Below are 25742 nucleotides of genomic sequence, written 5' to 3'. Positions count from 1 at the left end.
ATTGAGGGCAGGAAAAACAGAGGAAGACGGTCGGATCACCCTCATTCAATCGGATATCTGGATTGGCTTTCCGCGGGCCGAACAAGTTCTGGACCGTTTGCAGTGTATGATCGAAGCGCCAAGGCAAACCCGTATGCCTGGCCTTCTTGTGCATGGCGCGTCCGGGATCGGAAAGACGATGATCGCCCGCAATCTTTCGCGCAGATATGCACCGGAATATGACCCAGCATCGGGAATTACGCGAACGCCGCTGTTACTGTTACAAGCACCACCAGCTCCCGACGAACGACGGTTCTATCTGCACATCCTGGCGACCGTCGGGGCACCGGCCACGGCACTGAGCGCGCGCGCTCAAAATGTGGCCTCCCTCGAAGTCCGTGTCGTCGCGCTCTTGCGCGACCTTGGCCTGCGGATGATCATGATCGACGAAGTCCACAACCTCTTGGCCGGGACCCACCGCGAACAGCGCCGCTTTCTCAATGTTCTGCGGTATCTCAGCAATGAACTCGAAGTGTCGCTGGTCTGCCTGGGGGTCAGCGAGGCCGTCGATGCCATCCGTGGTGATATCCAGCTTGCCAGGCGGCTGGACGAACATCACCTTCCAAACTGGCGCGACGACGCCGAGTTCTCGGACATGATCCAGACACTCATCGCGGCAATGCCCCTCGAGAAGAAATCCAATCTGAAGGTCAAGTCACTAAAGCAGATACTTGCGCTGACCGGCGGGGTGACCTCGCGCATCTTCGCCCTGATCAAGGATCTTTCCATCGACGCCATTGTCACAGGTGATGAATGCATCACCGATGACGCAATCGCAAAATGGACGCCGGTTTGGTCGCGCCATGCGAACCCCCATCGGCGGCTCGAGAAGTCCGGGGTGTGAAGCCGCACCCGCTGCCCAAGACTGTCGCGCCGCTGCCCGACGAGTTGTTGTCAGGTTGGTTGTCTAGGCTGGCGGCGGCCAACTACTGTGATGATGCGGAACTACTGGCTCATCTCAGAATCGATACCGCGCATGGCACCGCCTTGAACTTCAACGTCGACGCGGCTGCGGCGGCGAAGATTGCCAACGCCGCACGGATTGACCCAGATGTTGTGCGATCTTTGACCTTCCCAGCAATGACGACACGAGAAGCCTCGCTGACGGCCCAGATACCATTCCAGCATTGCCTGCAATGTTCCAGAGAGGGCCTTTCGCTCAAGCATTGGAGGCGAGCCTGGGCATTCGACTGCCAGGTTTGTGGGACGAGACTTGTGCCGACGCTCGGCAAGGCCAGTGGCGAACAGATGCCCGAAAAGCTGATAAATCGTGCGCGCAACGGCGCCGCGCGGCTTGAATACGCCGCGCGATTACGCAGCTCCAAGCAATTTCGGCGCGCAATGCGCGCGGTCACCTTTGCCATATCATTAAAGGCCTTCCGCGGAGATCCGTTATACGCTCTTCAGGGCCACAGGCTGGAAGTAAGGCTGTTTTGCCTTGCTGCAATTGATGCAGCCCAATCCCGTCCACTGGTCAAAGCGGCCATCTCAAGCTCCGGCATCGACGACTATGCAAGGGTTGCTCTATTGCGCGCCTTCGATAAGGAGCCACGTCTGCTTGCCGCGGTCGATTACATCGCCCGGCAGCGCGCGAAAAGCATAGGCGCGATGGCAGTGGAATCTCATAATTAAGGGCAAAAAATATCCCCGAACGCGTCGTGTCTCAGATTTAAGGGCAACGCGACACTATTTCGACCGGAAAAAGCACGACGATCTCGTCGCTTCGATCCGCATTCGTGGCATCCTGCAGCCGATCCTGGTTCGTCCGGCACCCAGCTCGGACGATAGCTACGCCATCGTCGCCGGCGAGCGCCGGTACAGGGCGGCGCTGGAAGCGTTCGGTTCCGACGGCGAGGTGCCCGCGATCATCCGCGAGATGACCGACCAGGAGGCCCTCGAGGCGGCAATCGACGAGAACGACAATCGCGACGACGCCTCGGAGACGGAACAAGCGGACGCGGCCGTTCGCGTGCTCGCCGCATGCCGTAACGATCGCGCCGAGGCCGCGCGGCGTCTGGGCTGGTCGCGGGCCAAGCTCGATCGCCGCCTGGCGCTCGCCGAACTCTCCGAGGCGGTCAAACTTGCGCTCGACGAACGGCGGATCAAGGTCGGCCATGCTGAACTCCTCGCCGCGATCCCCGCCGACAAGCAGGACAAGGCCCTCGAGACCATCCTGGGCTCCGGTCTCGATGTCAGCAAGACCCGCGACCTCCTCATGCGCGTCACCCAGAATCTCGGCGCGGCGTGCTTCGACAAGACCGACTGCACCACCTGTCCGTTCAACTCGGCCGCACAGCGAACCCTGTTCGAAACCCATGTCGATGACGGCCATTGCACCAATCCGGGCTGCTTCCAGCTCAAGACCGAGGCGTGGGAAACCGCCCAACGCGAGGAGCAGGAGCGCGCCGCTGCCGCGGCCAAGGCAGCGGCGCCGCCGCCCGCAGACGACATCGAGGACGAGGAACAGGATGACGACGAAGACGACGCCATCGACCAGAGCCCGCCGGAAGCGGACGATCAGGAAGAGGCAGGCGACCGCGCCTCGCCTTCGGGCACGGCAGCCACGCCCGCATCCACGCCGCCCACTGTCGTTCAATCCAAGGGCAGTATAGTCCAGGCGCACAAGCCAACGGTCACCGTCAAGTCGATCGCCGGCCGCACCAGCGACCTGCGCGAGGCGACGTGGCGCACCGCGCTCGCCCGTGCGCTCGCCGGCAATGCCGCGCACGCCCAGACCGCGATCCTGGTCGCCGCGATGTCGGGCACGCTCTCGCAGATCAAACCGGAGACGCTGAAGGCCCGCGCCGGCCTGCTGGTGGGCGCCTCGTTCCCGGAGCTCGCCTACAGCGCCAAGATCGCGGAGATCCGCGCGTTGCCCGAGGCTCAGGCCGAGAAGGTGCTTTCCGCGATCGGCGCCGCTTATGCCAAGGATGTGCTCACCTTCGGCCATGTCGCCGACCTCGCCCGGACCTTCGACGTCGACCTGCGCGATGTCTGGCAGGTCGATAAGACATTCCTCGAGCGCTACACCAAGGACGAACTCAGGTTCATCGCCCAGGAGTGCGGCCTCGTCGCGCATGTAAGCGAAAAGGCGTTCGCCAAGCTGCTCAGTGCGAAGAAGGCCGACCTGATCGCTGGCATGCTCAACGCCACCGGCTTCGACTGGGCCGGCCGCCTGCCGAGCTCGATGACGCTCGACGGCCAATATGGCCCGCCCCCCGTGCCGGCCCAAGCCGAAGAGCCGCTCTCCCGACAAGCCGCCTGACCCGCTTCTCCAATCTCACACAAGGACCGAACGCCATGCTGATCTCCAGCCTTCTTCCTATGCTCGCCCGCTACTCGCTCGGCTTCGATCTTGTCGCCGGCGCCAACGACACGGTCACCCTGACCATCCTTCCGCGCAAGGCCGAAGGCGCAAAGGACAATCTCGAGGCCAGCGAAACCCGGCCGATCTCGATCACGGCGACCGCCGCAGAAATCGATGCGGAGCTCGCCCGGGGCCCTGACGGCGCGCTCGGCCAGCTCATCGCCTCGCGCCGCACCCTTGCCGATCAGATCGCGGAGCAGCGACAGGCTGCCGAAGCCGCACGGGCGGCCGCCGCCGAGGCAGCCAAAGCCAAGGCGGCTGCGCCCAAGACGCCCGCGCCTGCAGCCTCACCGAAGACGCCGGCTCCCAGCAGCCCGCCGGTCGATGCCAAGGCCGAGGAGCCCGCCAGCCTCTGGTGACGCGCCGCCCTTGAACTTCCCGATCACCACCAGCCCGGAAGGCCAGCCATGCAGATCAACCAGCTCACCCGCGCCTATCGCTACGACGGCATCGACCTGCCCGTGCCGCCGCACCTTGCGGACGACCGCCAAGCTCTGCGCGCCTATCATGCTACCCTCTACCCGGCGATTCTCACTGCCGAGGCGGTGGACGCCGGCGTGTCGGGCACCGCCCACGTCACCGAATATCGCCGCGCCGTCGGCACCAAGGGCTGATCGTGCCCTGCGGCAACGACGCGCCGATCCCCGCCGCACCGCGCAAGACGCTCCTCGAATGGATCGAGCACGACGATGGCAACACGAGCGAGTTCCCCCAGCCTTCCTGCAGCGCCCAGGCCAAGGCGCTTCACGCGCGGATCCTCCCCGATCCCGACAACGGCAAAGGCGAAGCGCCGGAGCCGCTCCAGCCTCCTCCCGGTCTCAGGCTCGCGCCCCTCGGTTGACCTCGCGGGGCGAACGGTCGCGTTATCGGCCGACATTCCCGCGACCTTCGACCAGCCCCTCAGCAATCACCACAAGCTGATCGGCCGCTGGGTCGCGGGGCGAGAGCCGAGCGCCAAGCAATACACCCGTGTGAGTGCCCGCCGCCGCATCGAGCAGGTTTTCAACGCTGCCGTGCTCGAGATCCTGGACCCGATCGAAATCGTCGACCTGCGGATCGCGGTCCTCACCGGCGAAGACGCCAACCCGCCGGCGATCGCGGTCGCGTGTGACAGCCTCGGACAGCTGGATCTCGGCTGGATCGAAACCGGCGAGGCGCCCACCCCCTGGCGTGCCGCGGCCTATGCGGCGCTCGGCGAAACCCTCGGCACCGCGCTCCCGATCTTCGGCTACCAGGACCTCTTCGACGAAATCTCCATGTATTACTGGGACGGGGAGATCGACGACGAGGGCGCGCGCCAGAGCCTGATCGCCTATCACGGCCTCAGCGCCGAGGAACTCGAAGAGCAGACCATGCCTTCGGAGATGAACGCGCGCCGGCCTGACTGGATGATCGGCGCGAACGCGGCGAAACCGGCCGCCCTTCCGAAGGGCCTGCGCGAGGCGCTCTGCCAGCTTCGCGACGCGCACAAGGCGCTCAAGCGGCTGCCATCGGACCGCAACGCCTGGCACTTCGATACCGACATTCTCTACGAATATGTGCCGGGGATCGAGGAATGCTCGTCCCTGCCGCCGTTGACGCTCGTGCCTTTCGATGAGTTCGCGCGCGAGCTCGACGATGTCGCCCGCCACGGCATGGAAATGGGCTTCATGGACGTCTGCGGCATCTGCCCGCTGCCCGATGTCAGCCGGATCGACGACTGGTTCGCAAGCCTGCGCCTCGGCGTCCAGTTCCTGCTCGCCGCCCAGGACCTCGTCCGCTTCGACCCACCCAATCCGTGAGGCCGTCATGTCCGATCACAGCAGCCACTTCGAAACCACTGGCGGCGGTCTCGTCCTGACCAACGCCGTTCTGCTCTATCAGGCGGGAACGCCCCGCACGCCCAGCCCTTATGGCGCTCCAAGGCCGGATGCGGCGGCCTTCGCCAGCATGCATGCCGTCGAGCACGATGCGGACGGGCGTCCGACGATCGCCGCCGGCGTGCCCCTGTCGCGGGCACAGCTGCGCCAATGGACAGAGGCGCTGGGCCGGACCGCGGTTCCAGAGATCCTGCCGGCCAATGTGCTTGTCTCCCACCCGGACGTCCTCGCCTGGTGGGTGCCGGAGCAGGTGCGCCAAGCCTATTTTGCGCTGTCGTCGCCCCCCGATGGCCTTCGGGCGCTCGCACGGCGCACTACCGTCGCGGTGCCATACCCGGCCCATCTGTTCGTCGCCACGCGCTCCGGCCTCGGCGTTTACGCGCTTGCCGCAAGCGAGCGCCCTGCCGCCGACACGCCGGTGCTCCATTCGCCGATCCTCAACGTCTTCATCCAAGGCCGGCTGTGCTGGGGCAACATCCCGAGGCCGAAAACACTGGGCGTTGCCGCCATCTCGGAATTCGAGCGCGCGGTGTTCGACAGCTGGTCAACTCACCCCAACCCCGGCCAGGAGCGGACGGTCACGGGGAAGGGCGGCCTGGTCAGGCTCTGGGACGATCTTGCCGCGCGCGGCGCGCGTCGTTTTCCGGTGAAGCGGCTCCGATCCTTCCATCCTGCCGCCGGCCAGCGGCAAGTCCGTCCCGCCGCTGATGCGGTCACGGTCGGTATGCTCGTTGCCGCAGCGGCAGGGAGATGATCATGATCGCCGAAGATCCGACCGCGGCGGCACTGCTCGCTGTCGTGCCCTGCTATCCGGTGCCATCGAGCGGTGGCTCGCCGGCACTCGACGCGCTTCGCGGCAGCCGTGCCGGCCACGGCCTTGCGGTGGGCAAGGATGGCGTAATGCTCATCCTGCGCCGGCCATGGCTTGCTCTCGATGCGCCGGTGACGCCGCCGATCGCCGCCTATCTTCCTTATGGCAGCATCGGGTCACCCAAGGCCGACCTGCGCTGCGGACTGATCCCTGGCGAGCATCTGGCTGCGATCCTCGATCACTTCCGGGCGGCTCTGCCCAACGAGGCTGCGGCCTTCATCCTCTGGAACGAGACGACCAACACGTTCGCGGTCGATTTTCCGGCAATCGACGACGCCACGCCGACACGCCTCGTCTATCGCCCCCCGGTCTGCGAGCCGGGCTGGCACATGGTCTGCGACATCCACAGCCACGGGCGGGGGCCCGCCTATTTCAGCGCGACCGACGATGCGGACGACGCCCACGCTACGAAAATTTCGCTCGTCATCGGCCGGCTCCACGATCCCGCTGGCCCGGTCATGGCAGCGCGGCTCTGCGCGGGCGGCATGTTCCTGGCCGTACCGCGCAGTCCATTTTCCGGAGACAATCCATGCAGCCTGAGAGCCCCAAGCGCCACTATCTTCCCGCCGCCTTCGACAACAGCGCTGTCCGAATCCTGCTCGTGGGATGCGGTGGAAACGGAGCGCAAATGCTGATGGGGCTCGCCTCGCTCGATACCGCATTGCGCGCAATTTCCTCACGCTCGCTCGAGGTCACCGTGGTCGACGAAGACATCGTCACCGAGGCGAATCTCGGCCGCCAGCCCTTCTACCGCTGCGATCTCGGCAATTCGAAGGCGAGGACGCTGACCGAACGGATCAACCTTGCCCATGGTCTGGCCTGGAAGGCGGTCCACGGCCGCGCACCCGGAGCGATCGGCGTCGACAACAGCCATGTGCTCATCAGCTGCGTCGACACGGCCTCGGCCCGCCGCGCGCTGGGCGCGGCGCTGCAGGATGCGCGGAACCCGCCCATCTATTGGTTGGACCTCGGCAACCGCGCCAGCGACGGCCAATATCTGATCGGATGCCCGGGCCGTGGAACCGGCCGCGACGATAATCGCCTTCCAACGGTGCTCGAGGCTTTTCCCGAACTCGCCGACGAGGGCCTGGCCGAAGACGATGCGCCCTCCTGTTCGGTCGCCGAGGCGCTCGAGCGCCAGTCGCTCTTCGTCAACCGGGTGCTTGCGAGCCACGCGCTGGCGCTCCTGTTCGATCTGCTCGGACGCGGGTCGATTGGCCACGCCGGCGCCTTCGTGAATCTTGCCACCGGGTACAGCGTTCCGATCCCGCTACCTATGAAGGTCGTTTCCCTGTGCTAAAGCAGGTGGCTCGCCACCCCTGTGAACGGTGATGGTCCGGTTGCGTCACCGCGCTCGGACCATAGCATTATTCTGCCGAGGCCGTTTCAGCAGGAGCGATTTCGACCGGTGCTGTCGGCGGGGTGTCAGCTTTCGTCGCACGGCTGCGCTTTGGCTTTGCAGGCTCGACAGCCGCTGCCGGTTTCCCTTTGCCGATGGCGGCCTTGGCGTTCGACGTTTTTGGCGAGGCCTTTGCAGGGGCTGCCTTCGCGCGCGGCCCGCGAGCGGGCGTCGCCTTCACTTGCGCAGCTTCGCTGGCAGTCGCTTCGGGCGTTGGGGCCGGCTCGCCTGCCGGCGCCGCAACGGTCTCGGCGACAGCGCTGGGCTTGCCCTTCCCGGCTACGGCATTGGGCTTCGCCTTAGTTGCCGGGGCAGAGGCATTCACTCGAGCCTTGCGCACCGGCGCGGGCACTTCCGCGACCACTTCCGCAGGCGCCACTTCGGCTGCCGGGGCTTCGCTGCCCGCCTCGGCTAGCGCCGGATTAGCGGCGACGTCCTTCCGCTTGCCGCCAAGACCAAGTTTCAGGGCGGCCTCCCGGCGCGCGGCGGAATAACCGGGTGCGACCATGGGATAGTCCGCGGGCAGATCATAGCGCGCGCGATATTCTGCGGGCGTCAGGCCGTGAGTCGAGAGATGGCGTTTCAGGGACTTATAAGGCTTGCCGTCGATCAGGCTCAGTATCTGATCGGGCGACGCAAGGCTTGCATCTACCGTCACCGCTGGCTTGAACTCGGGGGCTGGTGTCGGCGGCACAGCCGCTGGTTCAACTGACACCGGCGCGGACACTGTCTCTTCAGGGGCTGGCGACACCACTGGTGCATCGCCCAACAAGGCTTTTCGAGTTCCCTCGACCAGCGCGGGCAGTTCGCTGCTCGGCACGGTGTTGTTCGCAAAATAGGCGCTGAGCAGCGCCACGGTCAGAGACATCACGTCCGACTGTTCGGCCTCGGCCATGCAGGTTCCTTCTTTTGTTTGGATAGACTGGTCTTGACCCATGCGTGATTGCGCAAGCGTAAACAGATACGTGCCGTCATTCGGCGTGCAAGTCAAAGGGAGGGAGAAAGAAACTCATGGATGGCGTGGCGATTGGGCCGCGCAACTGTCTCATCGAGAAAATTTATGGCGGACAGCTTCGTTGAGGGGCTCTTTCTCCTTCACCTGCTCAAGCAAATGAAGCTGCATTGAGTGAAGAGCCTCTCACCAACGAAATCGAGGCGTCTCTTCCGGGCGCCTGACATTCTCCGCCCGCGAACGGCGGAAAACCAATCATCCGAGGAAATATGTAATGACCGACACCACTTCGTCGGGCGCGCCCGCGCGCCTCTATAGCCAGACCCCATATGACGATCGAGGCAACTTCCATTATCAGGGCGATCTCTATCGTCCCAGTGATAATCTTGCGACCCTCGCTGGCCGCATCGAACCGCATCTGGCGCGGTGCTTTCCGAACGCGTCCTTTGCGATCCAGACCCAGAAATTCGCGGGAGGACGCAAGATCACCGCTGAGATCCTCGACTGGCCCGAGGATCTGACCGGGCGTGACGCTCAGGAGGCCGCGCAGGTCGCGATCCGCGACCAGATGGAGCGGTTCGGAACTACCCGCACCAACCCTCTACAGGACTTCTGGTCCTGCTCCTTCTACTGCGAAGCGCGCATTGGACAGGTTTATTGGTCGGCGCTCGCGAAACGCAACGGACTGAAGAATCCGGTCGACGCGATCGTATCGCTGGCCGCCTTCAAGAAGCGCGTAAAAGCGGGCGACGCCCTCAAACTGGTCGATGCGCCGGCAGGGCATCGCGCAATTGGGACCACGCGGACGATCACCAAGGTGCGCTCGGGCGATCTGATCCTCGAAGGCAAATCCTATCTCGGTTTCCCGCGGGCGTCGGCTTTCGCGTGCGATGGCAAGTTCGTTCGCATCTCGATCGGATCGGAATATGAGCCGGACGCCCATCTGCTGTACGAGTGGATAGTGCAAAAGGCCGCGTGAGACATGGCCCTCATCGTCAAGGGCGGCGCCGTCTGCCAGAGCCCTCCGCGTCGGCGCCGACCATTCCGTATCGTGCAGAAGGGCTATCCCGACATCTGGGCGGCTGACTGGGCTGACGCCTCGCGCCTTTACTGCGATCGGCGGGACATGAACGGCCTGGGCGCAAGTATGTTCCCTGAAGCCACCCTGCTCCTCGAACACATGCCTGTCGGCCGCATCAGCTACAACGGCCGTATCTGGCTTCCAGGCGAGTGGCGTCCGGACGACCGGCCACTGTACGATAACCAGATCGCGTCCGGCACCTGACCGCGCGCTCTGGTCCTCCCATCCGAAATCGCCGTCCCGAGGAAACTCCATATCCGCAAGCGGCGTCCGAACGGCGAGCGCTACGTCCACATCGAGACCGAGGCCGAGACCAGCGCCGCTGTGCCTGATCGGTTGCGAAAGGGGAGAAGGGGAGGGCCGGGGGAGCAGGTCCGCTCTTGTCCAGGAGACCCCGATGCCCCTTCCCACCGTCATCCACAGCCAGGTCGATCCCGCCGCGATCACCAAGGTGACGCGCCTCTTCAACAACACGCTGGTCGACACCCTGGCTGAGCTCATCCAGAATTCGCGCAGAGCCGGCGCGACGGTCATCGATCTCGATGTTGCCGAGGCCGACGGGCAGAGCTGGCTTGTCATCGCGGATGACGGCGCGGGTATCGCCGATCCCGCCGTGATCCTGGCGCTCGGGCGCTCGGGCTGGGACGACAACATCGCGCGGCGCGAAGACCCTGCCGGCATGGGCGTCTTCAGCCTTGCCGGTCGCCATGTCGAAATCCGCTCCTGCCCGCGCGGTCCGGGCGAGGGCTGGGCTATCACCATCGGACCAGACCATTGGGAATCGGGCGCACCGATAGCTGTCGCCCCCTGCGATCATGGCTTCGGAACTGCAATCCGTCTTCTGCTCGACGACGATTGCACTAGGAATCTCGAAGCAGTGGCCAGCGGCGCGGCGCGCTATTGTCCCACACCGATCCGTTTCAACGGCGTACCCCTTACGCAAGCCGACTGGCTCGCCGGGGCCGATGTGGTCGAGGAGGTCGATGGCGTGCGGATCGGCCTGTTCACCGACGGGCGCACGACGCCCCATCAACCGCGCATCAATTTTCACGGCCTCACGGTTCCTTGCGTCCTGCCGTCAGTCGACGAGAAGGATCGCCATTGGTGGGCCCGGGTCGATATCGTCGATGCGCCGGCCCTGCAGCTCGTCCTGCCGGCCCGCAAGGAGATGGTCGAAAACGCCGCCCTCGAAGCGCTTCGCAATAGGGTGCTCAAGACGATCTACCGGCACATCGCCTCGCTCGGCAGCCATCGACTGTCTCATGCGCAGTGGACCGAGGCCGCCCAGCTTGGCGTCGATCTGCCCGAGGCGACGCCGCTCTTGCGGGCATGGATCCCGGCGACTGCCGACCAGAACAGCGGGCGCGAGAGTCAGGGGCTCATCCCCGCCGATAACCTGATGCTCGTCGATGACTTCGGTCCGCCACTCGAACAATGCGCGGCGTTCGCGCTTGCCCGCGATGGCCGTCTGAGAGGACGCTTGGCTGACCCCGACACTGCCATGGCCGGATATAGCTGGTACGACGCACTGCAGCGCATCGCCGCGCTCCGCTTCGAGATCGAGCGCGATGGCCGCGCCCATGTCTTCGACTGCACCGAGCTACCCGGTCTCGAAAGCGGCCCGGTCGAACGGCTCGACCTCGTGCTTGAAATCACAGGTCCGCAGCCCGAAACGATTACCGTCCCGGCACCTGTCGTCATCGAATATGACGATGGCCTGTTCTGGACCTTCGAAGATGCGAATATCCTGCTGGGCTCTCGCGACGCCGTCTCGCCCGAGGAGCTGGTTGATCTGCTGGAAGCCGCTTGCTTCTGCGCGAGCGACGATCGCGACGCTGATAGCTGGGAGACCCAAAACGACCGCTTCCTTCTCGACGCCAGGGAAATGGCTACCCGCCTTCTGCTCGGCGACGATGCCGCGCTCGTCGAGCGCCTGCGGGCGATCATCGCTTATCGCGCCCAATGGTTCGTGCCCGAAGGCCGGCAGTTCTCGGCGGTGATCGGCCGCGACGCGATCGCCATCGAGCTCCAGCCCACCAACCAGGTGGCGGCATCCTGACGGCATAATTGGAGGACCAAGCCATGCGATCCATCAAACGAGCGGCGCCGGCCGATCGCGCCGCCGTGGCGGAGGCGATTGACCATCTGCGCGCCGCGCGTAACCTTCTCGCCAGGAGCGGCGCCCCGCGTGCCGCCAGGGCCGTTCGCAAGGCACTGCGCAGCGCCGAAGGCGCGGCCCGGCACGTCAACCATCGTATCCGCAGGAGCCAGACATGAGCCGCTACGAACTGAAGCCGAGGCCCGGAAACGGTGTCATCAAGGCGGTGATCGGATGGGATCGCCCGCTGCAGAGCTTCTTCGCGCAAGTCTTCACGCCCACCGAAGACGAGCCCGACGAGGGCGAAGCAACGATCTGGCTCGGCACGGAGCCGGGGGAACTGCCGACCCCCGAGGCCGCGATCCGCGTCGTCGAAGCCTATGCGGACATTCCCGAAACGCTGGCGGCGTCCCTCGCCGCCGACCGGCACGCGACCATCGGGATGGTGGACGGCGTCCACCAGACGCGAGCCAAATTGAGTCTCTTCGGCACTCGCTCCTAAACCCCCCGAGGCCGCTGAAGCGGGCCTCGGAAATGGCGCTTGCGCGCCTGCTCGGCCGAACGGCCGAGGAGGGGAGTGGGGAAGGAGGAAGTTGGCTCGGACACAGTGTTCGAGACCGGCTTTCAGGAGACTTTCCCATGAATATCGGTTCGATCAAGCAGAATGACGCCGGCATTTTCGTCGGCAAGATCGCGACGCTGGCGATCGCGATGACGATTGCGCTGCGCGAGGTGCACTCGGCCAATCCGAAGGCGCCGAAGTACGAGGTGCTGGCGCTGTCGGCATCGCGGGCGTGGGTGCAGGTGGGTGCTCTGTTCGAGCTTGCCTCCAACAGCACCGGCGAGGCGTTCCTCAACGGCAAGATCGAGGATCCGAGCCTGGCCGCGCCGCTCTACGTGTCGGCGTTCCGTCAGGAGGACGGCAGCTACAACGTCGTGTGGTCGCGCCCGACGCGCCGCCGCGACCTCGCCTCGGAGATGGCGCCCAAGGCCGACGAGGGCCTGCCGCCGCTGCCCGGTGCCGACGAGACCGCCGGCCCCGCCACACAGGGCACCGAAGCCGGCCTCGGACAGTCCTCCGCAAGCCATGCCTTCGCTGGCTGATCGCACACGCCAAGTCACGAAAGGCCCTCGCTCTTCGCGGAGCGGGGGCTTTTCGCAATTTCCCCGGCCGTGCGGCCGCAGAGGAGAGGGGGCTTGGGCTGGTTGCTCACCGAATTGGAGAAGGCCATGTCCGACATCATCGATCTGGGCGGCGCGCCAGCGAACGAGGATTGCGCCCAGCTCGGGCACACATCCGACTTCGAGCGATTGAACCGCCTTGAGGTCGCCACCTACCGCGCGGCAATCATCGCCCGTTTCGGTCCGCCGCCTGACGGCTGCGCGCTGCTCACATTGACCAACCGGCACGATTTCGGCGTCTATTACACGCTCGGTCTCAAGGTCGATGCAAGCGCCACGCGGCGCGATTCCACCGTCGCCACCTATGCGGAGACCGTCGAGAACGGCCTTGGCAGCTGGATCGAGGCCGGCTTCGCCGCGCCGGTCTGCTATGAGGACGGGGAGGCCCCCAAGGTCGAGCGAAGCTCGATCGACGACATCGTCATGGGGGCGCTCCTCGCCACGCGGCCCGGCCCCGACGGACACTTCCCGGTCGCCGACTTCGCGATACTCCACCGCAATCTGGCTGCAGGCTATCCCCGCAGCGCCGAGGCCGCACAGCGCCTCCCCGAGGAGATTTGACCATGACCGCGACAGATCAATCTGCCGATGCCGCCATCACCGATCCGATCGAGGCCGAGTTGCAGGCGGCCCTGTCCGCCGTGCGGACAGTCGAGGCGCGCTGCAAGGATGCCTTCCTCCCGCATCTGCTCGATCATGGCATTGTCCGTGTCGAAATCCACTACGATGGCGGCGGCGACCAAGGCAGCGTCGGTGATGTCAATGCCTACACGCTGGAAGGCGAGATCGCGCTGCCGCGCATCCTCTGCGATCACCATAGCCTCGCCTATAGCGGCGAAGTGTCGACCCGCACGATCGACCTCGAGGATGCTCTGAGCGCCTTCGTCGACAACGCCATCTGCGCGCGGCACGCCGGCTGGGAGGACGGGGAGGGCGCTTATGGCACCATCGCCATAGACGTCGCCAGCGGCGCGGTGACCCTCACGCACAACAGCCGGTTCATCGACTATGACACGACCGAGGCGGAGCTATAGGCGATGTCGCACTGCTATTATCACGCGCTCAGCTCCGTGAAGCGCTGGGGCGGCGAGGCCGAGGACTATCTGCCCCTCCACCAATGGTTCGACGAGTCGAAGAAGATCGTCGCGGACCCCCGCCACCGTTCCTTGCGCCACCATGCAGAGGGCATATTCATGCTCGAGACGGTCTTCGGCGTGACGATCCGAAACGCTGATGGACGGGATATCCCGGTGCGGTTGATCGGGGAACAGCACGTCCAAGAGGATCTTGGCCGTATTCCCTCCTTCGCTGACTGGGCGCGGCTCATCCAGCCGATGCCGTGGATTCTTCGGGGCAACCCGGCCGGGTCACCGGGATTGGATCCAGATGTTGAAAACATGTGCCGGGTTGCTCCAGCGACGCAATTGTAGTAACATGGCTACATGCCCAAGTGCGAGGCTCTTATGAACATGACAACCATTTCAAGTCGTGACTTCAACCAAGGTGCGAGCCGGGCAAAGAAAGCTGCCCGCAAGGGCCCTGTCTATATCACCGAACGGGGCAGGCCCACCCATGTGCTCATGACGATCGAGGATTATCATCGACGGCAGGGCAAGAAGCCCCGCAGCTTGCTCGCGACCTTGGCGCAAGCCGGCGACGATGCTGACTTTGACTTCGAACCCAGCAAGCTGGATCATATCGTCCGACCGGCGGATCTGGATTGATGTTTCTCCTAGATACGAACGTCATCTCCGCGCTTCGCAGACCTGAACGGCTGCCTCCCGAGGTGACATCCTGGGCGGACGAAGCCGATGTCGACCAGTGCTACATTTCGGTCATATCGGTCCTCGAAATTGAACTAGGCATTTTAGCCAAGGAGCGCGTCGATGCTTCTACCGGCCGCATTTTGCGGACATGGTTTCAAACCGACGTGCTGGCGGCGTTCGATGATCGCATCATCCCGATCGACACCGAAGTCGCGATGCGGTGCGCCGCATTGCATGTGCCGGATCCCCAACCGGAGCGGGATGGTCTGATCGCCGCGACGGCGGTTGTGCATTCGATGACGCTTGTTACCCGCAACGTTGCGGATTTCGAGCGCACGCCGGCCAACCTCCTAAATCCCTGGCATTGAACTGGCGCTGAGCCGAAGTTGATTTGAGGTGACAGACCATGAAGTCTCGGCACAAAGATCCGAAAGCAGGCGACACATCCAGGCGGGAAGTGCTGCGCCTCCCCGACTTCAATGCAGATGATCGCAAAAATGTTGCAGCTGCTCGTCCTCCGGTAGCAGCGGACGCTTTCAATGAAGAAACGCGGCCGGCGTGACCGCGGCACCCTTCGGCAAGGCCGCTGCGGGAAAAGCTCTCGATCGCCTGATCGATCTTGCCCGGTCCGACACGGGCCAGGCGCGCCGCGCCGCCAACTTCCTGCTCGCCTGGTGGAATGGCGAGGATTGCGGTCATTTTCCCATCGCCGATCTCTTCGGTGTCGATGCGACGATCGCGACCCATATCACGACCATCATTGGATTTCTTGGCCAGCATGAAGGTGCGATCTACCCCGATGCCTTCGGTCGCAAGGCCGAGATGATCGAACTGGTCGGGCGCTGGCGCGACTTCGCCGACGAGGATGGCTGAGCGCTCGCATCGGGACGCTATCGGCGCTATTGTCGAGTCCCATGGCCGAGCTTGATCCCCACACGCTGCGCGTCGCCGCTTCGCTCGTTCGCTCGCGGATCGAGACCATAAAGCTCGACGGGCGCATGGACGGGCTCCAGCGGTTGGGTGCGCACCGTACGCTCACCCAGCTCGCGGTGGATCTCGAAGTGTCGGCCGACCATGTCGGGCCTCCCCGCCGGCGCAAGCGTACGAGCTGAACGCGCCAACCCGGCGGTGACGCCGGCCGGGCCTTCCGACCATCGCTGACCGAGGCCGAGAAGCTTCTCCGCACGTCTTCTGCCGTCCGCGCTCCGCGCACGGGGAGGGAAGGGGGGAAGAGGATGGCGGCCGGGCCTGTCTCCGAGGCCGGGGACCGGCCTTGCGCCGCACGCCCTTCCTGAGGAGCCATTATGGCCAACCATTTTACCAAGGCGAGCTTCACCTTCGCTGTCACCGATGCCGAGGCCGAAATCTTCCGGCATGTCGGCGAGGCTGCCGAGATCGTTGGCGATTCCCGCCTCGCACCCGATCAGCGCGCTGCAGCCTATGCCGACCTTGGCGCGGGCTTCGCCGCCTGTTTTCCCCCGATCGACTCCGATCCCTTCGGCGGCTTCCTCGCGATCTTGAGCGATCCCGATTATCCACGGCTCGGCTTCTCCGTCCAGGTCGATCCGTCGGATGGGACAGGGCGGTGCAAGGTCTGGCTCCATGGCGATCAGTTCGACGTAGAAACCGCCGCGCAACTGATCCAGAAGGTCGCGAAATCCGCGCTGCCGGCCGGCTTCGAATATTGCCTCGATTGCGACCGCCTGCGCCCTGGCGAATTCGGCGGCGGCTATGTCGTGATCCGCGAGGATCGCTTCGAATTCGCCTCATCGGCCCAGCTCCTCGAGCGGGCGCTTTCGCGCGAGCACCGTGAAGGCGCCGACGGCTACGTCCTCACCACGCGAGATGCTGAAGAGGGTCTGCTGTTCTGGAACAATGACACGGGCTTTGGCGAGCTAAGCACCGCAACCGTGTTCTCCGAAGCCGAGGCCGGCCGTTTCGACGTTCCCATCGCCCATGATCAGCCGGAATGGCTGGCCATGCCGGCGCCGATCTCCTGAAGGAGCCCGCCCATGCGCTTCATCATCGCTCTCTACGAGATCGACCGCGCCTATGGTGGGCCTGAAGAAGGTGCCTGGTGGTACGATACCGGCGAACTGGCTCGATTGCTGGCGCTCGCGCCCACCGAGACCCGCGCCGTCCAGCTTGCCGATCGCGCCAATCGCCTGCTCGAGCGGTTACAGCGCCACCGCCGCCGCGTCGATTCCGTCCTCTACGACGGTGGGCGCTATGCCGCCATCGTCTTCGAATGGACGGCGCCGCCGGCATTTCCCGAAGTCCGGCCGCAATACGCCTGACCACGCACGCGCAGGCAACCGGTCCGCGCCTGCTCCCTCCTGACCCCCCAGACCGACCATCCCAAGGAGGATTCTCCATGTCGACCTATCATGTCGCCTTCACGGCGCGTGTCCCTCACTGGATTCTCGAGCACGCCGAGGCCGGGAACACGGACCGTGCGCGCAGCTGGATCCTCTTGCAAGGCTGGTATGAGCGCCGCAGGCTCGAATGGAACGCCACGCTTACGGTGGAACCGGACAAGGCCCACTCCCCGATACGCCATGAGGTCATTCTCGATCTCGATTGTCCCGAAACCGACAGGCCCAGCGCCGCCTCGTTCGCGTTCACCGTCAAGGTAGGCGTTCGCCATGGCGAGGATCCGATCCACAAAGCGCGCCGCGTGCTCGATCTGTCCCGCCGCCGTGACTCGCTGTGCCGCAAGGCCGACCGCTGGGACGTTCTGGACCGCGGCTCGTTTCGCGCCGTGCGCGGCAGTTCGCTGATTGGACCGATGCCGCCGCAGTGGCCCATCGACCGGACGCTGACCGCCTTTTCGAGCCATCTGGGGAGCTATGGACAAGGCGGGGTCGGCCTCGCGGGCTGGCAATGCAACGGGGGATCATGGATGGTGCTGCCGCTGACCTACTCCGACGGATGGATCTGGCTCACGCGCGAGGAGATACGGCCAGCGCCGGACCATCGGTCACTTGCGATCGCTGTCGATCAGCGAATCCTCGGTGTGCATCCCGATCAGCTCGCGGACTTCCCGCCCTGGGAGCATCGCTATGCCGGTCAACATCAGATCCTCGACATGCCTGACTTCGGAGCCGAAAGGCCCACAATCCTGCGGTTCGACGCGAGCGAGACCGGCTTCATCCTCGAGGCCGCCAACGGTCCGACCCGCTGGCGCTTCGCCATGGGCGACGACCTACCGCGCCCTGTCTGGGGCGGTTCGCGGAAACCGCGGCTGCTGTGCGAGGGCGAATCCGTCGCCGAGGCCTTCTGCCTCGCCCATGATTGCTATCTTGAAGTCTGACCGGGGTCACGCACGTAGCACTCGCCCACGCGCTACCGCGATCGTTGCTGTGACCGCATGCCATCGGTCGCGGCCCGCTGACCTACCGCTTCCGACATGGAGGATCACATGATCGTAATTTCAGGCCTGCGATGGAAGGTCCTGGCAGCCAGCGCCCCAGCCTGCTGCGACCCGGCAGATGTATGCCGCGAGGCCGTCGAACACTGCAACGCCTTGAGGGTCGGCATCGACGTCAGCTTCCGCGACAACATCATCGAAGCCCGGCCCGGCAGCGATCCCGCGCAGCTCGCCGACATCTTCGAGCGCCGCGCGGCCGAGCTGGCCAAGCCGGTCGGCTCTCCCTCGTCCGACCACGTTCAGTCCCAAGGGGAACGACCATGACCACCATCGTCCTGAGCAACGGCCATTTGCGCACAGAGACCGCCGACGCGGCGATCGACGCGCTGATCGAGATCCTGCGCGATCATCCGCTCAACCGTCTGTTCGAAAAATATGGCGACTTTGTCGAACGCGACGCCCGCAATCTGCGCGGCGAATGGCTGGAAGGCGTCGAGAATGCCGTCAGCTTCTTCGGCAACTTCTTCGATCGCTCTCATATCTTCAGCATCGTCTCGAACGATCCGGATCATGTCGACCGGCTCTGCACGGCGATCGCGGCCAACAGGCAGCGCGCCGACTATCTGCGTCAGCCGCCGCCTTATGATTCCGACAAGCTGGTCATCGAGCGCAAGCGTTTCAGCGTCACCCAAGGCGAAGTGCTGCTGACCTATAACGGCCAGCGGATCGAGCAATATGGCGACACGATCCGGCTCAATGGTCGCGGCGACTATGACGGCCATGACGACCATTACTGGCACGGCATCGCAAAGCGCGACCTCGCCCGTCGCCATGTCGAGGCCTTCGACCGCAGCAGGACCGCGAGCGAGCGGCCTGCTTCCTTGTAGCTGTCATCGCCCAGCCAGTACCGGCGGCCCGGGGCGGCCTGACCGCTTTAAGGCGATCAGCGGCATCCCCTCACAGATCCATTTTCGCCCCGAGGCCGCGGAAGCGGGCCTCGGATGTGGCGCTTGCGCGCCTGCTCGGCCGAACGGCCGAGGAGGGGAGTGGGGAAGGAGGAAGTTGGCTCGGACACAGTGTTCGAGACCGGCTTTCAGGAGACTTTCCCATGAATATCGGTTCGATCAAGCAGAATGACGCCGGCATTTTCGTCGGCAAGATCGCGACGCTGACGATTGCCATGACGATCGCGCTGCGCGAGGTGCACTCGGCCAATCCGAAGGCGCCGAAGTACGAGGTGCTGGCGCTGTCGGCATCGCGGGCGTGGGTGCAGGTGGGTGCGCTGTTCGAGCTTTTCTCTAACGGCACGGGCGAGGCGTTCCTCAACGGCAAGATCGAGGATCCGAGCCTGGCCGCGCCGCTCTACGTGTCGGCGTTCCGTCAGGAGGACGGCAGCTACAACGTCGTGTGGTCGCGCCCGACGCGCCGCCGCGACCTCGCCTCGGAGATGGCGCCCAAGGCCGACGAGGGCCTGCCGCCGCTGCCCGGCGCCGACGAGACCGCCGGCCCCGCCACACAGGGCACCGAAGCCGGCCTCGGACAGTCCTCCGCAAGCCATGCCTTCGGCTGCGAGCCGCAGCAGGAACAGCAGCAGGAAGGCGGACGCCGGCAGCGTCGTCAGCGCGCGCCGGAGCAGGCGGAGGAGCCCGAAACCGTCTGAACCTCCCCGTGCCCGGTCCCACACCTCCAGGCCGGGCACACCCTCCCGCTGGGCTCGCTTCGCTTCTCGCGAAGCGGGCCCTGTTTTCATTTACCCGGCAGCCCGCACGTCTGCATTCCGGCTTCAGTCTCCCTCTTGCGGAACCCGTCGTCGTGCCATGGCCAGCAGCGCAGCGACGACGCATCCCGCGACGATCCCGAAGGTCAGGTCCTTGACCAGGGTCAGCCCAAAGGTCGCCAGGAGCACCAAGGCCGTGGGCCAGCTGCGGATCAGGCGCAGAAACTCCGCCTTCTCGGCCATGTTCCAGCACACCACCAGAAGGACGCCGGCGAGCGCGGAGAGCGGAACGTACCGTGCGAGCGGTGCCGCGACGAGCATGAAGAGCAGGACGAACAGCGCGTGCATCATGCCCGACAGCGGACTGATCGCGCCGGCCCGAATGTTGGTTGCTGTGCGTGCGATCGTGCCGGTGACGCTGATCCCTCCGAACAAGGCGGACACGATATTGGCAAGCCCCTGCGCAACAAGCTCCATGTTGGAGCGATGCTTGCGCCCGGACATGCTGTCGGCGACCTTCGCTGACAGCAGACTTTCGACGCCGCCGAGCAGCGTAAACGACAGGGCCGACGGCAGCAGCTGGAGAACCAGCGCCCACGACAGCTGCGGCGCCTGCGGCGTCGGAAGCCCACGCGGGATCTCTCCGAAACGGCTGCCGATCGTCTCTGCCGGAAGCTGCAGCCAGGCGGCAGCTATCGAGGCCAGGACGACCGCGATCAGCATACCGGGCCAGTTCGGCCGGAACCGGCGCACCACGAAAATCAGCGCGGCGCATCCCAGGCCGAGCACCGCGGCCGCGGGCGTCACCGTCGAAGCCGCGTTGCCCAGCCCCACCAGCTTGGGGATGAGGGGGCCAGGTTCCGCTCCGTCGAGATGAAGACCGAAGAGGTCCCGGATTTCTCCGGAGAAGATCGTCACCGCAATGCCGCAGGTGAAGCCCACCGTCACCGGATGGGGAATATGGCGGATCAATGAGCCCAGCCGCGAAAGTCCAATCAGCGTCAGCAGGGCCCCGGACAGCATCACGGTGACGAGGAGGCCGTTCAGACCGAATTTCGTCGTGGTCGCCGCGACCAGAACAATGAAAGCCCCGGCGGGACCCCCAATCTGATAGCGGCTACCGCCCAAGGCCGAAACGAGGAATCCGCCGATGATCGCGGTATAGAGCCCTCGCTCGGGCGACACCCCCGAAGCCACGGCGATCGCCATCGACAGCGGCAGAGCGACGATCGCGACCGTCACGGCGGCCAGCACGTCCTTGCGAAACGACGAGAAGGAGTAGCCCTCGCTCAGGACCGTGAGCAGCTTCGGCCGGAAGAGATGCGATGTCGCCGTTCCGTCAGGCATCGCTATGACGCCGACGCATTGTCCGGCGTGCGCCGCACGGGCTCGCGCAGGGTCGGGCTGGTGGGATCGCGCAGCCGGACGCCACGCCCGCCACTCGTGCTAACGCTGTTTTCCCGGATGAGTTCGATGCCCTCGCGTTCGAGCGCGTCGACCACCTTGGTCAAGGTGTCGACGACGCCCCGGACATAGCCATCGCTCGCCGCTTCCATCCGCTGGATCGTGGGAAGCGATACGCCGGCGCGCTCGGCGAGCGTGCGCTGGTCGATTCCGAGAAGCGCGCGCGCCGCGCGAAGCTGGGCCGGAGTGAGCATCGGCATGATGTAAAATACATCAGAAATGACGTCAAGGATCGCTTAAAAGCGTTGTAGAGTATCTATCATGCTATCCTAAACTTGCTTTCAGCGCCATCAAACTGCTAACGCTCAGGCACCCAAACCACCTTTTTAACCGCGCGCGCTCGACGCGACGCCCAGGTATTCGGAGAGTTTCGATGTCGGACGCCCTTATCGCTGAAACGCTGGCCGCCCCGACTCGCCATCGTCGCCTCGCCGCCTGGGTGGACGAGATCGCCGCCCTTACCAAACCGGACCGGGTCCACTGGTGCGATGGCTCCGAGGCCGAGTGGGACGCGCTTACCGCGCAGCTCGTCGCCGCCGGAACCCTGCGCCGCCTCGATCCCGCGAAGCGTCCCAACTCCTTCTGGGCCGCATCCGATCCACGCGACGTCGCGCGCGTCGAAAGCCGCACCTTCATCTGCGCCGAGGACGAGGCCGACGCCGGCCCTACCAACAATTGGCGCGCACCGCATGAGATGCGCGATACGCTCCACGGCCTATTCGACGGCTGCATGCGCGGACGCACCATGTATGTCGTGCCCTTCTCCATGGGGCCGATCGGCTCGCCCATCAGCGCGCTCGGCGTGGAGATCACCGACAGTACCTATGTGGTGCTCTCGATGCGCGTGATGACGAGGATGGGCGCACCGGCGCTGGCAGCCCTGGGCGATGACGGCGAATTCGTTCCCGCGGTCCACTCGGTCGGCGCTCCGCTGGCGCCCGGCCAGGCCGACGTCGCCTGGCCCTGCAACGAGACCAAATATATCGTCCATTTCCCTGAAACGCGCGAGATCTGGTCCTATGGATCGGGCTATGGCGGCAACGCCCTGCTAGGCAAGAAATGCTATGCGCTGCGCATCGCCTCGGTCATGGCCCGCGACGACGGCTGGCTTGCTGAGCATATGCTGATCCTCAAGCTGACCTCGCCCGAAGGCGGCGTGCATTATGTCGCCGCCGCTTTTCCCTCGGCCTGCGGCAAGACCAACCTCGCCATGCTGCAGCCAACCATTCCAGGCTGGAAGGCCGAAACGATCGGCGACGACATCGCCTGGATGCGCTTTGGCGACGATGGCCGGCTCTATGCCATCAATCCCGAGGCCGGATTCTTCGGCGTCGCACCCGGGACGAGCGCAACGACCAACGCCAATGCCCTGGCCAGCCTCAACGCCAACACGATCTTCACCAACACCGCGCTCACCGCCGACGGTGATGTCTGGTGGGAGGGCCTGACGAAGGAGCCGCCCGACGGGCTTACGGACTGGCGCGGCCAGGCCTGGTCTCCCGATCTCGGGACGCCGGCCGCCCATCCCAACGCGCGCTTCGCCTGTCCCGCCGGCCAGTGCCCGGCCATCGCACCCGAATGGGAGGATCCCAAGGGCGTCCCGATCTCGGCGATCCTGTTCGGCGGCCGGCGCGCGACGACCGCTCCGCTCGTCACCGAGGCCTTCGACTGGCAGCACGGTGTGTTCCTGGCCTCGAATGTCGCCTCCGAAGGTACGGCTGCGGCCGAGACCAAGATCGGGGATGTCCGCCGCGACCCCTTCGCGATGCTGCCCTTCTGCGGCTACAATATGGGCGACTACTTCGCGCATTGGCTCAAGCTGGGAGCAGAAGCAGCGGATCCAGCCAAGCTGCCACGCATCTTCTACGTCAACTGGTTCCGCAAGGATGCCCATGGCCGCTTTCTCTGGCCCGGCTTCGGCGACAACGCCCGCGTCCTCAAATGGATCGCGGACCGGCTCGACGGGTGCGTCGAGGCGGAAGACAAGGCCATCGGCCGCCTTCCCAATAGGCACGACCTCGATCTGCAGGGGCTCGATCTGTCGGATGACGCGGTCACCGCCTTGCTCGCCGTCGATGACGATGAATGGCGCGCCGAGGCCGAGCGCATCCGCCGTGACTATGCGCGCTTCGGCGACCGCCTGCCCGCCGCCTTGACCGCCGAACTCGGCGCGCTCGAAGCCCGTCTGGCGTGAAGGGCGCCATCGATCGTGACCGACGCAAACGACGACTATGTCTATGACGAAGCCTCTGGCGACTGGATCACCGCTGCCGAGGCAGCCGTGAATGCCCGGACCGCCGAGACGATCGAGGTCCGCGATGCCGTTGGCAACGTCCTCGCCGATGGCGACAGCATCATCACGATCAAGGACCTCAAAGTGAAGGGGGCGGGGCAGACCCTGCGCAAGGGTACCGTGATCAAGGCGATAAGGCTGACCGGCGACGCTCAGGAAATCGACTGCCGCTACGAAGGCATCAAGGGCTTGGTCCTGCGCGCGGAATTCGTCCGCAAGCACTGACATGGCTGGCGAGGCTTCGCCGACCGCTCCAAGGACGAAGCAGGCCGGTGCCCCGCGGCCCGATGGTCATGGAGCCTGACCGAGTTGCGTGGACGGCGTCAGAACCTGCGCCCATCGCCGTCCACGCGGCCGGTGATCATGCCCGACCACTTGGCGCCGCGCCCTTCTCGTGTCTGGCGCTAGCCGAGCGCCGCCCGGCATGACCTGACGGCGTAACGCCGCCGTGGAAGGCGCGCCGATGTCAAGCTGCGACGCAGGCCGTCCCCGACCATTTGGGCACCGATGAATGTCTGACGCGCGCTGCAGTCGTGCTGCCGGCGTGTCTCGCCGTGGCGGGTCCGTGTGAAGACCGTCCATGCCGCGCGCCTTGCCGATATCACCGCGGGGCCATCCGCTTGTCTGGATGAACGCTACGCCCGTGCGGGATCCCCGCAACCCGCCATTTTCCGACCGTGTTGAGGCCTGACGGCCTCTGCCCGCACCACTCGAAAAATGGGGGTTTCCCCGCGCTGAAGCGCAGGTGCGGTGCCCCCTCGATCACGGGCCTTCGCGATTGTTCATCCCAGCGGGATCGGCCCGCTGGCGTGAAACGCGAAAGGCATCAGGCCATGAACAAGGTTTTTCTCTCGGGCCGCATCACCTCGGACATCACCCGCTTCGGCACGGACAGCAAGGGCGGCGTCAGCTTCAGCCTCGTCACCTCGAAGCCGGTGATCAAGGACGGCCAGGTCCAGAAGGACGACAACGGCTACACCGAAACCTACGACGAGTTCCATCAGGTCAAGGCCTTCAACGGCCTCGGCAAGTCGGTCGCCAACAACAAGAAGAAGGGCGACAAGCTCCTGGTGGTCGGCGAGATCCGCTACAGCCGCAACGAGCGCGACGGGCGCACCTACTACAACACCGACATCGTCGCCGAGGAAATCGAGTTCCTCTGACCGTCTCCCGGGCGGTCGCTCGCGGCCGCCCTCCACCTTCCTTCAGATGGAGAGCAAGATGTTCACTCTCACCAGCTTCGACGACATCGCCGGAATCGCCCAGGGCGTCGAGATCACCAACCCCAACATGGTCGAGCGCATCCGCCGCGCGGCAGACAGCCTTAACCGCCACGAGATCGCCGCGCACCTCGGCCAGGCGATCACCGAGGCGACCGACGCCGCGCATGTCCGCGACTTCGAGGAAGTGCAGTTCGGCGAGGCGAGCGCCGATGCGATCGTCGATTGCGAATATTACGAAGATCTCGCCGCAGCCTGGTCGCTGATCGCCAGCGAGCATCAGCTGACCATTCCCCATTCCATCTTCGCGCACGACGGGTCGGTCCACTGACCCGTCACACGCCTTTCGAACGGAGTACCGTCATGATCAAACCTGCCCCTTCGAACACCGCCGCCGCCCATTGCTACGGCATCGTCCTTCACCATCGGCTCGCCTGGTGGCTGGTCGAATTTCCCGAACTCGACGCGGCGCCGACCGCCGCGCGCAAGCTTTCGGGCAAGCTCACGCCGGGCATGGCCGACTGGCTCCGCTCCGAGACCGGCGATGCCGGTCTCGCGGCCGACGTCGCTGCGCTCCATCCCCAGAGCCGGTGCTGGTCCGGCGAATTCTCCTACCTCCCCGCGGCCGGCGCCGCCGACCAGATCGACATCGATGCCCATCCCTGGGGCAGCGAAGCCGGTGAACTCGAGACCCGGCTCGCGCGCACGATGATCGATGCGACACTGCATCCGGTTCCCGCGGGCTTCATCTCAGTCTTCACGGGCCTACCGCCGGAGAACCAGCCCGTGCTCGCGATCAGGTTGAGCGGCTACACCTGTTCGACCTTCGAACTGCTCACCGCCCGGCATATGCCGACCTATCGGCCGCGGTCGCCCTGGCGCGACATCTCGGCCGATGCGGTCAGCGATAGCGGCAGCGACATCATCGGCTGGCAGCCGGCGGCCGACTGGATCAGGCCTATCTGATCCGTGCGGCGAAGCCGGCGAGTGTCGTTGGCTTCGCCCTGCCTTTCGCTCGAGCCTGACTATCATCTGCCCGCGCGAGCGCACAGCCGGGCGCCACC

At 65.2% G+C, this 25742-nt stretch carries 37 protein-coding genes; 34 read left to right on the top strand and 3 right to left on the bottom strand.

What is annotated here, in order from left to right; all coding sequences use genetic code 11:
* Position 1: 1 nt before the first annotated feature.
* The 10 genes from ACZ2HM_RS23695 to ACZ2HM_RS23650 all read left to right on the top strand — a co-directional run bounded on the left by ACZ2HM_RS23695 (position 2) and on the right by ACZ2HM_RS23650 (position 7436).
* On the top strand, positions 2-883 hold the full coding sequence (locus ACZ2HM_RS23695) for a TniB family NTP-binding protein (RefSeq protein ID WP_024099410.1): 882 nt from the start codon (positions 2-4) through the stop codon (positions 881-883).
* Positions 880-1671: a TniQ family protein gene (locus ACZ2HM_RS23690; RefSeq protein WP_007803196.1), complete on the top strand. Its 792-nt coding sequence runs from the start codon at positions 880-882 to the stop codon at positions 1669-1671. Before ACZ2HM_RS23695 ends, ACZ2HM_RS23690 begins: the two co-directional genes overlap by 4 nt.
* Positions 1664-3304, top strand: a complete 1641-nt coding sequence (locus ACZ2HM_RS23685; protein ID WP_470427347.1) for a PRTRC system ParB family protein — start codon at positions 1664-1666, stop codon at positions 3302-3304. The genes ACZ2HM_RS23690 and ACZ2HM_RS23685 overlap by 8 nt, the downstream gene beginning before the upstream one ends.
* Before the next feature lie 35 nt (positions 3305-3339).
* Positions 3340-3765, top strand: a complete 426-nt coding sequence (locus tag ACZ2HM_RS23680; RefSeq protein WP_011950465.1) for a PRTRC system protein E — start codon at positions 3340-3342, stop codon at positions 3763-3765.
* Between the two features lie 48 nt (positions 3766-3813).
* Positions 3814-4020 carry a PRTRC system protein C gene (locus ACZ2HM_RS23675; protein WP_041380136.1) on the top strand — a complete coding sequence of 69 codons (207 nt, stop codon included), beginning with the start codon at positions 3814-3816 and terminating at the stop codon, positions 4018-4020.
* A gap of 2 nt (positions 4021-4022) precedes the next feature.
* Positions 4023-4247, top strand: a complete 225-nt coding sequence (locus tag ACZ2HM_RS23670) for a hypothetical protein (protein WP_129927365.1) — start codon at positions 4023-4025, stop codon at positions 4245-4247.
* A gap of 130 nt (positions 4248-4377) precedes the next feature.
* On the top strand, positions 4378-5187 hold the full coding sequence (locus ACZ2HM_RS23665) for a hypothetical protein (RefSeq protein ID WP_230461523.1): 810 nt from the start codon (positions 4378-4380) through the stop codon (positions 5185-5187).
* Positions 5188-5194: 7 nt separating this feature from the next.
* Positions 5195-6019 carry a PRTRC system protein B gene (locus tag ACZ2HM_RS23660; protein ID WP_011950463.1) on the top strand — a complete coding sequence of 275 codons (825 nt, stop codon included), beginning with the start codon at positions 5195-5197 and terminating at the stop codon, positions 6017-6019.
* On the top strand, positions 6016-6771 hold the full coding sequence (locus ACZ2HM_RS23655) for a PRTRC system protein A (RefSeq protein WP_017183250.1): 756 nt from the start codon (positions 6016-6018) through the stop codon (positions 6769-6771). The genes ACZ2HM_RS23660 and ACZ2HM_RS23655 overlap by 4 nt, the downstream gene beginning before the upstream one ends.
* The gene (locus tag ACZ2HM_RS23650; RefSeq protein WP_011950461.1) at positions 6666-7436 is read left to right on the top strand and encodes a PRTRC system ThiF family protein; all 771 of its coding nucleotides are present in this window, start codon (positions 6666-6668) and stop codon (positions 7434-7436) included. Before ACZ2HM_RS23655 ends, ACZ2HM_RS23650 begins: the two co-directional genes overlap by 106 nt.
* A 67-nt stretch (positions 7437-7503) precedes the next feature.
* Here the strand turns inward: ACZ2HM_RS23650 and ACZ2HM_RS23645 are convergent, their stop codons facing one another.
* A complete protein-coding gene (locus ACZ2HM_RS23645) occupies positions 7504-8430 on the bottom strand; it encodes a Ros/MucR family transcriptional regulator (RefSeq protein WP_011950460.1) in 927 nt (308 codons plus the stop codon).
* Positions 8431-8761: 331 nt separating this feature from the next.
* On the opposite strand from ACZ2HM_RS23645, the gene ACZ2HM_RS23640 reads away from it, so the two are divergent.
* From ACZ2HM_RS23640 to ACZ2HM_RS23550, 19 genes are all read left to right on the top strand, one after another.
* The gene (locus ACZ2HM_RS23640; RefSeq protein ID WP_011950459.1) at positions 8762-9466 is read left to right on the top strand and encodes a hypothetical protein; all 705 of its coding nucleotides are present in this window, start codon (positions 8762-8764) and stop codon (positions 9464-9466) included.
* A 3-nt stretch (positions 9467-9469) separates the two neighbouring features.
* Positions 9470-9772 (top strand): hypothetical protein, encoded by a 303-nt coding sequence (locus ACZ2HM_RS23635; protein WP_017183247.1) that lies wholly within the window; start codon positions 9470-9472, stop codon positions 9770-9772.
* 247 nt (positions 9773-10019) lie between these two features.
* A complete protein-coding gene (locus tag ACZ2HM_RS23630) occupies positions 10020-11627 on the top strand; it encodes an ATP-binding protein (protein WP_458225903.1) in 1608 nt (535 codons plus the stop codon).
* 23 nt (positions 11628-11650) lie between these two features.
* Complete coding sequence (locus ACZ2HM_RS23625; protein ID WP_017183246.1) at positions 11651-11845, top strand: hypothetical protein; 195 nt, start codon at positions 11651-11653, stop codon at positions 11843-11845.
* Positions 11842-12168: a hypothetical protein gene (locus ACZ2HM_RS23620; RefSeq protein ID WP_011950457.1), complete on the top strand. Its 327-nt coding sequence runs from the start codon at positions 11842-11844 to the stop codon at positions 12166-12168. Before ACZ2HM_RS23625 ends, ACZ2HM_RS23620 begins: the two co-directional genes overlap by 4 nt.
* A 137-nt stretch (positions 12169-12305) precedes the next feature.
* Complete coding sequence (locus ACZ2HM_RS23615; RefSeq protein WP_011950456.1) at positions 12306-12770, top strand: DUF736 domain-containing protein; 465 nt, start codon at positions 12306-12308, stop codon at positions 12768-12770.
* A gap of 126 nt (positions 12771-12896) precedes the next feature.
* Positions 12897-13409 (top strand): hypothetical protein, encoded by a 513-nt coding sequence (locus tag ACZ2HM_RS23610; protein ID WP_026002487.1) that lies wholly within the window; start codon positions 12897-12899, stop codon positions 13407-13409.
* 2 nt (positions 13410-13411) lie between these two features.
* Entirely contained in the window at positions 13412-13882 is a 471-nt protein-coding gene (locus tag ACZ2HM_RS23605) for a DUF6878 family protein (protein WP_011950454.1), read from the top strand.
* A gap of 3 nt (positions 13883-13885) precedes the next feature.
* Positions 13886-14278: a DUF6915 family protein gene (locus tag ACZ2HM_RS23600; protein WP_017183642.1), complete on the top strand. Its 393-nt coding sequence runs from the start codon at positions 13886-13888 to the stop codon at positions 14276-14278.
* Positions 14279-14311: 33 nt separating this feature from the next.
* Positions 14312-14572, top strand: coding sequence for a type II toxin-antitoxin system Phd/YefM family antitoxin (locus ACZ2HM_RS23595; protein ID WP_017183643.1), 261 nt, complete (start codon positions 14312-14314; stop codon positions 14570-14572).
* Entirely contained in the window at positions 14572-14982 is a 411-nt protein-coding gene (locus ACZ2HM_RS23590) for a type II toxin-antitoxin system VapC family toxin (RefSeq protein WP_011950451.1), read from the top strand. Before ACZ2HM_RS23595 ends, ACZ2HM_RS23590 begins: the two co-directional genes overlap by 1 nt.
* Before the next feature lie 190 nt (positions 14983-15172).
* Positions 15173-15487 carry a DUF7673 family protein gene (locus ACZ2HM_RS23585; RefSeq protein WP_011950450.1) on the top strand — a complete coding sequence of 105 codons (315 nt, stop codon included), beginning with the start codon at positions 15173-15175 and terminating at the stop codon, positions 15485-15487.
* Positions 15488-15528: 41 nt separating this feature from the next.
* Positions 15529-15726 (top strand): hypothetical protein, encoded by a 198-nt coding sequence (locus ACZ2HM_RS23580; RefSeq protein WP_017183644.1) that lies wholly within the window; start codon positions 15529-15531, stop codon positions 15724-15726.
* A 192-nt stretch (positions 15727-15918) separates the two neighbouring features.
* Positions 15919-16614: a hypothetical protein gene (locus tag ACZ2HM_RS23575; protein ID WP_011950449.1), complete on the top strand. Its 696-nt coding sequence runs from the start codon at positions 15919-15921 to the stop codon at positions 16612-16614.
* Positions 16615-16626: 12 nt separating this feature from the next.
* Positions 16627-16911, top strand: coding sequence for a hypothetical protein (locus ACZ2HM_RS23570; protein ID WP_011950448.1), 285 nt, complete (start codon positions 16627-16629; stop codon positions 16909-16911).
* A gap of 77 nt (positions 16912-16988) precedes the next feature.
* A complete protein-coding gene (locus tag ACZ2HM_RS23565) occupies positions 16989-17927 on the top strand; it encodes a hypothetical protein (protein ID WP_011950447.1) in 939 nt (312 codons plus the stop codon).
* Between the two features lie 108 nt (positions 17928-18035).
* Positions 18036-18308 carry a hypothetical protein gene (locus ACZ2HM_RS23560; RefSeq protein WP_011950446.1) on the top strand — a complete coding sequence of 91 codons (273 nt, stop codon included), beginning with the start codon at positions 18036-18038 and terminating at the stop codon, positions 18306-18308.
* Positions 18305-18871 (top strand): hypothetical protein, encoded by a 567-nt coding sequence (locus tag ACZ2HM_RS23555; protein WP_011950445.1) that lies wholly within the window; start codon positions 18305-18307, stop codon positions 18869-18871. Before ACZ2HM_RS23560 ends, ACZ2HM_RS23555 begins: the two co-directional genes overlap by 4 nt.
* Before the next feature lie 221 nt (positions 18872-19092).
* Positions 19093-19644, top strand: a complete 552-nt coding sequence (locus ACZ2HM_RS23550) for a DUF736 domain-containing protein (protein WP_011950444.1) — start codon at positions 19093-19095, stop codon at positions 19642-19644.
* Between the two features lie 123 nt (positions 19645-19767).
* On the opposite strand, the gene ACZ2HM_RS23545 is transcribed toward ACZ2HM_RS23550, so the two are convergent.
* Together ACZ2HM_RS23545 and ACZ2HM_RS23540 are read right to left on the bottom strand one after the other, a co-directional pair.
* Positions 19768-21048: a SulP family inorganic anion transporter gene (locus ACZ2HM_RS23545; RefSeq protein ID WP_011950443.1), complete on the bottom strand. Its 1281-nt coding sequence runs from the start codon at positions 21046-21048 to the stop codon at positions 19768-19770.
* A 2-nt stretch (positions 21049-21050) separates the two neighbouring features.
* The gene (locus ACZ2HM_RS23540; protein WP_049771328.1) at positions 21051-21359 is read right to left on the bottom strand and encodes a helix-turn-helix domain-containing protein; all 309 of its coding nucleotides are present in this window, start codon (positions 21357-21359) and stop codon (positions 21051-21053) included.
* A gap of 179 nt (positions 21360-21538) precedes the next feature.
* On the opposite strand from ACZ2HM_RS23540, the gene ACZ2HM_RS23535 reads away from it, so the two are divergent.
* From ACZ2HM_RS23535 to ACZ2HM_RS23515, 5 genes are all read left to right on the top strand, one after another.
* Entirely contained in the window at positions 21539-23359 is a 1821-nt protein-coding gene (locus ACZ2HM_RS23535; protein WP_011950441.1) for a phosphoenolpyruvate carboxykinase (GTP), read from the top strand.
* Positions 23360-23374: 15 nt separating this feature from the next.
* Positions 23375-23683, top strand: a complete 309-nt coding sequence (locus ACZ2HM_RS23530) for an alkylphosphonate utilization protein (protein ID WP_011950440.1) — start codon at positions 23375-23377, stop codon at positions 23681-23683.
* A gap of 608 nt (positions 23684-24291) precedes the next feature.
* Positions 24292-24621 (top strand): single-stranded DNA-binding protein, encoded by a 330-nt coding sequence (locus ACZ2HM_RS23525; RefSeq protein ID WP_011950439.1) that lies wholly within the window; start codon positions 24292-24294, stop codon positions 24619-24621.
* Positions 24622-24679: 58 nt separating this feature from the next.
* On the top strand, positions 24680-25009 hold the full coding sequence (locus ACZ2HM_RS23520) for a hypothetical protein (RefSeq protein WP_011950438.1): 330 nt from the start codon (positions 24680-24682) through the stop codon (positions 25007-25009).
* A 32-nt stretch (positions 25010-25041) separates the two neighbouring features.
* Positions 25042-25644, top strand: coding sequence for a hypothetical protein (locus ACZ2HM_RS23515; RefSeq protein ID WP_011950437.1), 603 nt, complete (start codon positions 25042-25044; stop codon positions 25642-25644).
* Positions 25645-25742: the final 98 nt, after the last annotated feature.

It is taken from the genome of Sphingobium sp. KKT206 (genome assembly GCF_055640555.1).
The sequence above is the reverse complement of the archived record's forward strand: the minus strand, read 5'-3'. Positions and strand labels throughout refer to the sequence as shown.

Coding starts and splice junctions, on each gene's coding strand:
- ACZ2HM_RS23680 (WP_011950465.1), top strand. CDS start 3,340: ATGCTGATCTCCAGCCTTCTTCCTATGCTCGCCCGCTACTCGCTCGGC.
- ACZ2HM_RS23625 (WP_017183246.1), top strand. CDS start 11,651: ATGCGATCCATCAAACGAGCGGCGCCGGCCGATCGCGCCGCCGTGGCG.
- ACZ2HM_RS23675 (WP_041380136.1), top strand. CDS start 3,814: ATGCAGATCAACCAGCTCACCCGCGCCTATCGCTACGACGGCATCGAC.
- ACZ2HM_RS23515 (WP_011950437.1), top strand. CDS start 25,042: ATGATCAAACCTGCCCCTTCGAACACCGCCGCCGCCCATTGCTACGGC.
- ACZ2HM_RS23520 (WP_011950438.1), top strand. CDS start 24,680: ATGTTCACTCTCACCAGCTTCGACGACATCGCCGGAATCGCCCAGGGC.
- ACZ2HM_RS23535 (WP_011950441.1), top strand. CDS start 21,539: ATGTCGGACGCCCTTATCGCTGAAACGCTGGCCGCCCCGACTCGCCAT.
- ACZ2HM_RS23550 (WP_011950444.1), top strand. CDS start 19,093: ATGAATATCGGTTCGATCAAGCAGAATGACGCCGGCATTTTCGTCGGC.
- ACZ2HM_RS23615 (WP_011950456.1), top strand. CDS start 12,306: ATGAATATCGGTTCGATCAAGCAGAATGACGCCGGCATTTTCGTCGGC.
- ACZ2HM_RS23620 (WP_011950457.1), top strand. CDS start 11,842: ATGAGCCGCTACGAACTGAAGCCGAGGCCCGGAAACGGTGTCATCAAG.
- ACZ2HM_RS23590 (WP_011950451.1), top strand. CDS start 14,572: ATGTTTCTCCTAGATACGAACGTCATCTCCGCGCTTCGCAGACCTGAA.
- ACZ2HM_RS23635 (WP_017183247.1), top strand. CDS start 9,470: ATGGCCCTCATCGTCAAGGGCGGCGCCGTCTGCCAGAGCCCTCCGCGT.
- ACZ2HM_RS23555 (WP_011950445.1), top strand. CDS start 18,305: ATGACCACCATCGTCCTGAGCAACGGCCATTTGCGCACAGAGACCGCC.
- ACZ2HM_RS23570 (WP_011950448.1), top strand. CDS start 16,627: ATGCGCTTCATCATCGCTCTCTACGAGATCGACCGCGCCTATGGTGGG.
- ACZ2HM_RS23605 (WP_011950454.1), top strand. CDS start 13,412: ATGACCGCGACAGATCAATCTGCCGATGCCGCCATCACCGATCCGATC.
- ACZ2HM_RS23545 (WP_011950443.1), bottom strand. CDS start 21,048: ATGCCTGACGGAACGGCGACATCGCATCTCTTCCGGCCGAAGCTGCTC.
- ACZ2HM_RS23560 (WP_011950446.1), top strand. CDS start 18,036: ATGATCGTAATTTCAGGCCTGCGATGGAAGGTCCTGGCAGCCAGCGCC.
- ACZ2HM_RS23600 (WP_017183642.1), top strand. CDS start 13,886: ATGTCGCACTGCTATTATCACGCGCTCAGCTCCGTGAAGCGCTGGGGC.
- ACZ2HM_RS23640 (WP_011950459.1), top strand. CDS start 8,762: ATGACCGACACCACTTCGTCGGGCGCGCCCGCGCGCCTCTATAGCCAG.
- ACZ2HM_RS23645 (WP_011950460.1), bottom strand. CDS start 8,430: ATGGCCGAGGCCGAACAGTCGGACGTGATGTCTCTGACCGTGGCGCTG.
- ACZ2HM_RS23580 (WP_017183644.1), top strand. CDS start 15,529: ATGGCCGAGCTTGATCCCCACACGCTGCGCGTCGCCGCTTCGCTCGTT.
- ACZ2HM_RS23595 (WP_017183643.1), top strand. CDS start 14,312: ATGAACATGACAACCATTTCAAGTCGTGACTTCAACCAAGGTGCGAGC.
- ACZ2HM_RS23610 (WP_026002487.1), top strand. CDS start 12,897: ATGTCCGACATCATCGATCTGGGCGGCGCGCCAGCGAACGAGGATTGC.
- ACZ2HM_RS23540 (WP_049771328.1), bottom strand. CDS start 21,359: ATGCTCACTCCGGCCCAGCTTCGCGCGGCGCGCGCGCTTCTCGGAATC.
- ACZ2HM_RS23655 (WP_017183250.1), top strand. CDS start 6,016: ATGATCATGATCGCCGAAGATCCGACCGCGGCGGCACTGCTCGCTGTC.
- ACZ2HM_RS23525 (WP_011950439.1), top strand. CDS start 24,292: ATGAACAAGGTTTTTCTCTCGGGCCGCATCACCTCGGACATCACCCGC.
- ACZ2HM_RS23575 (WP_011950449.1), top strand. CDS start 15,919: ATGGCCAACCATTTTACCAAGGCGAGCTTCACCTTCGCTGTCACCGAT.
- ACZ2HM_RS23565 (WP_011950447.1), top strand. CDS start 16,989: ATGTCGACCTATCATGTCGCCTTCACGGCGCGTGTCCCTCACTGGATT.
- ACZ2HM_RS23660 (WP_011950463.1), top strand. CDS start 5,195: ATGTCCGATCACAGCAGCCACTTCGAAACCACTGGCGGCGGTCTCGTC.
- ACZ2HM_RS23650 (WP_011950461.1), top strand. CDS start 6,666: ATGCAGCCTGAGAGCCCCAAGCGCCACTATCTTCCCGCCGCCTTCGAC.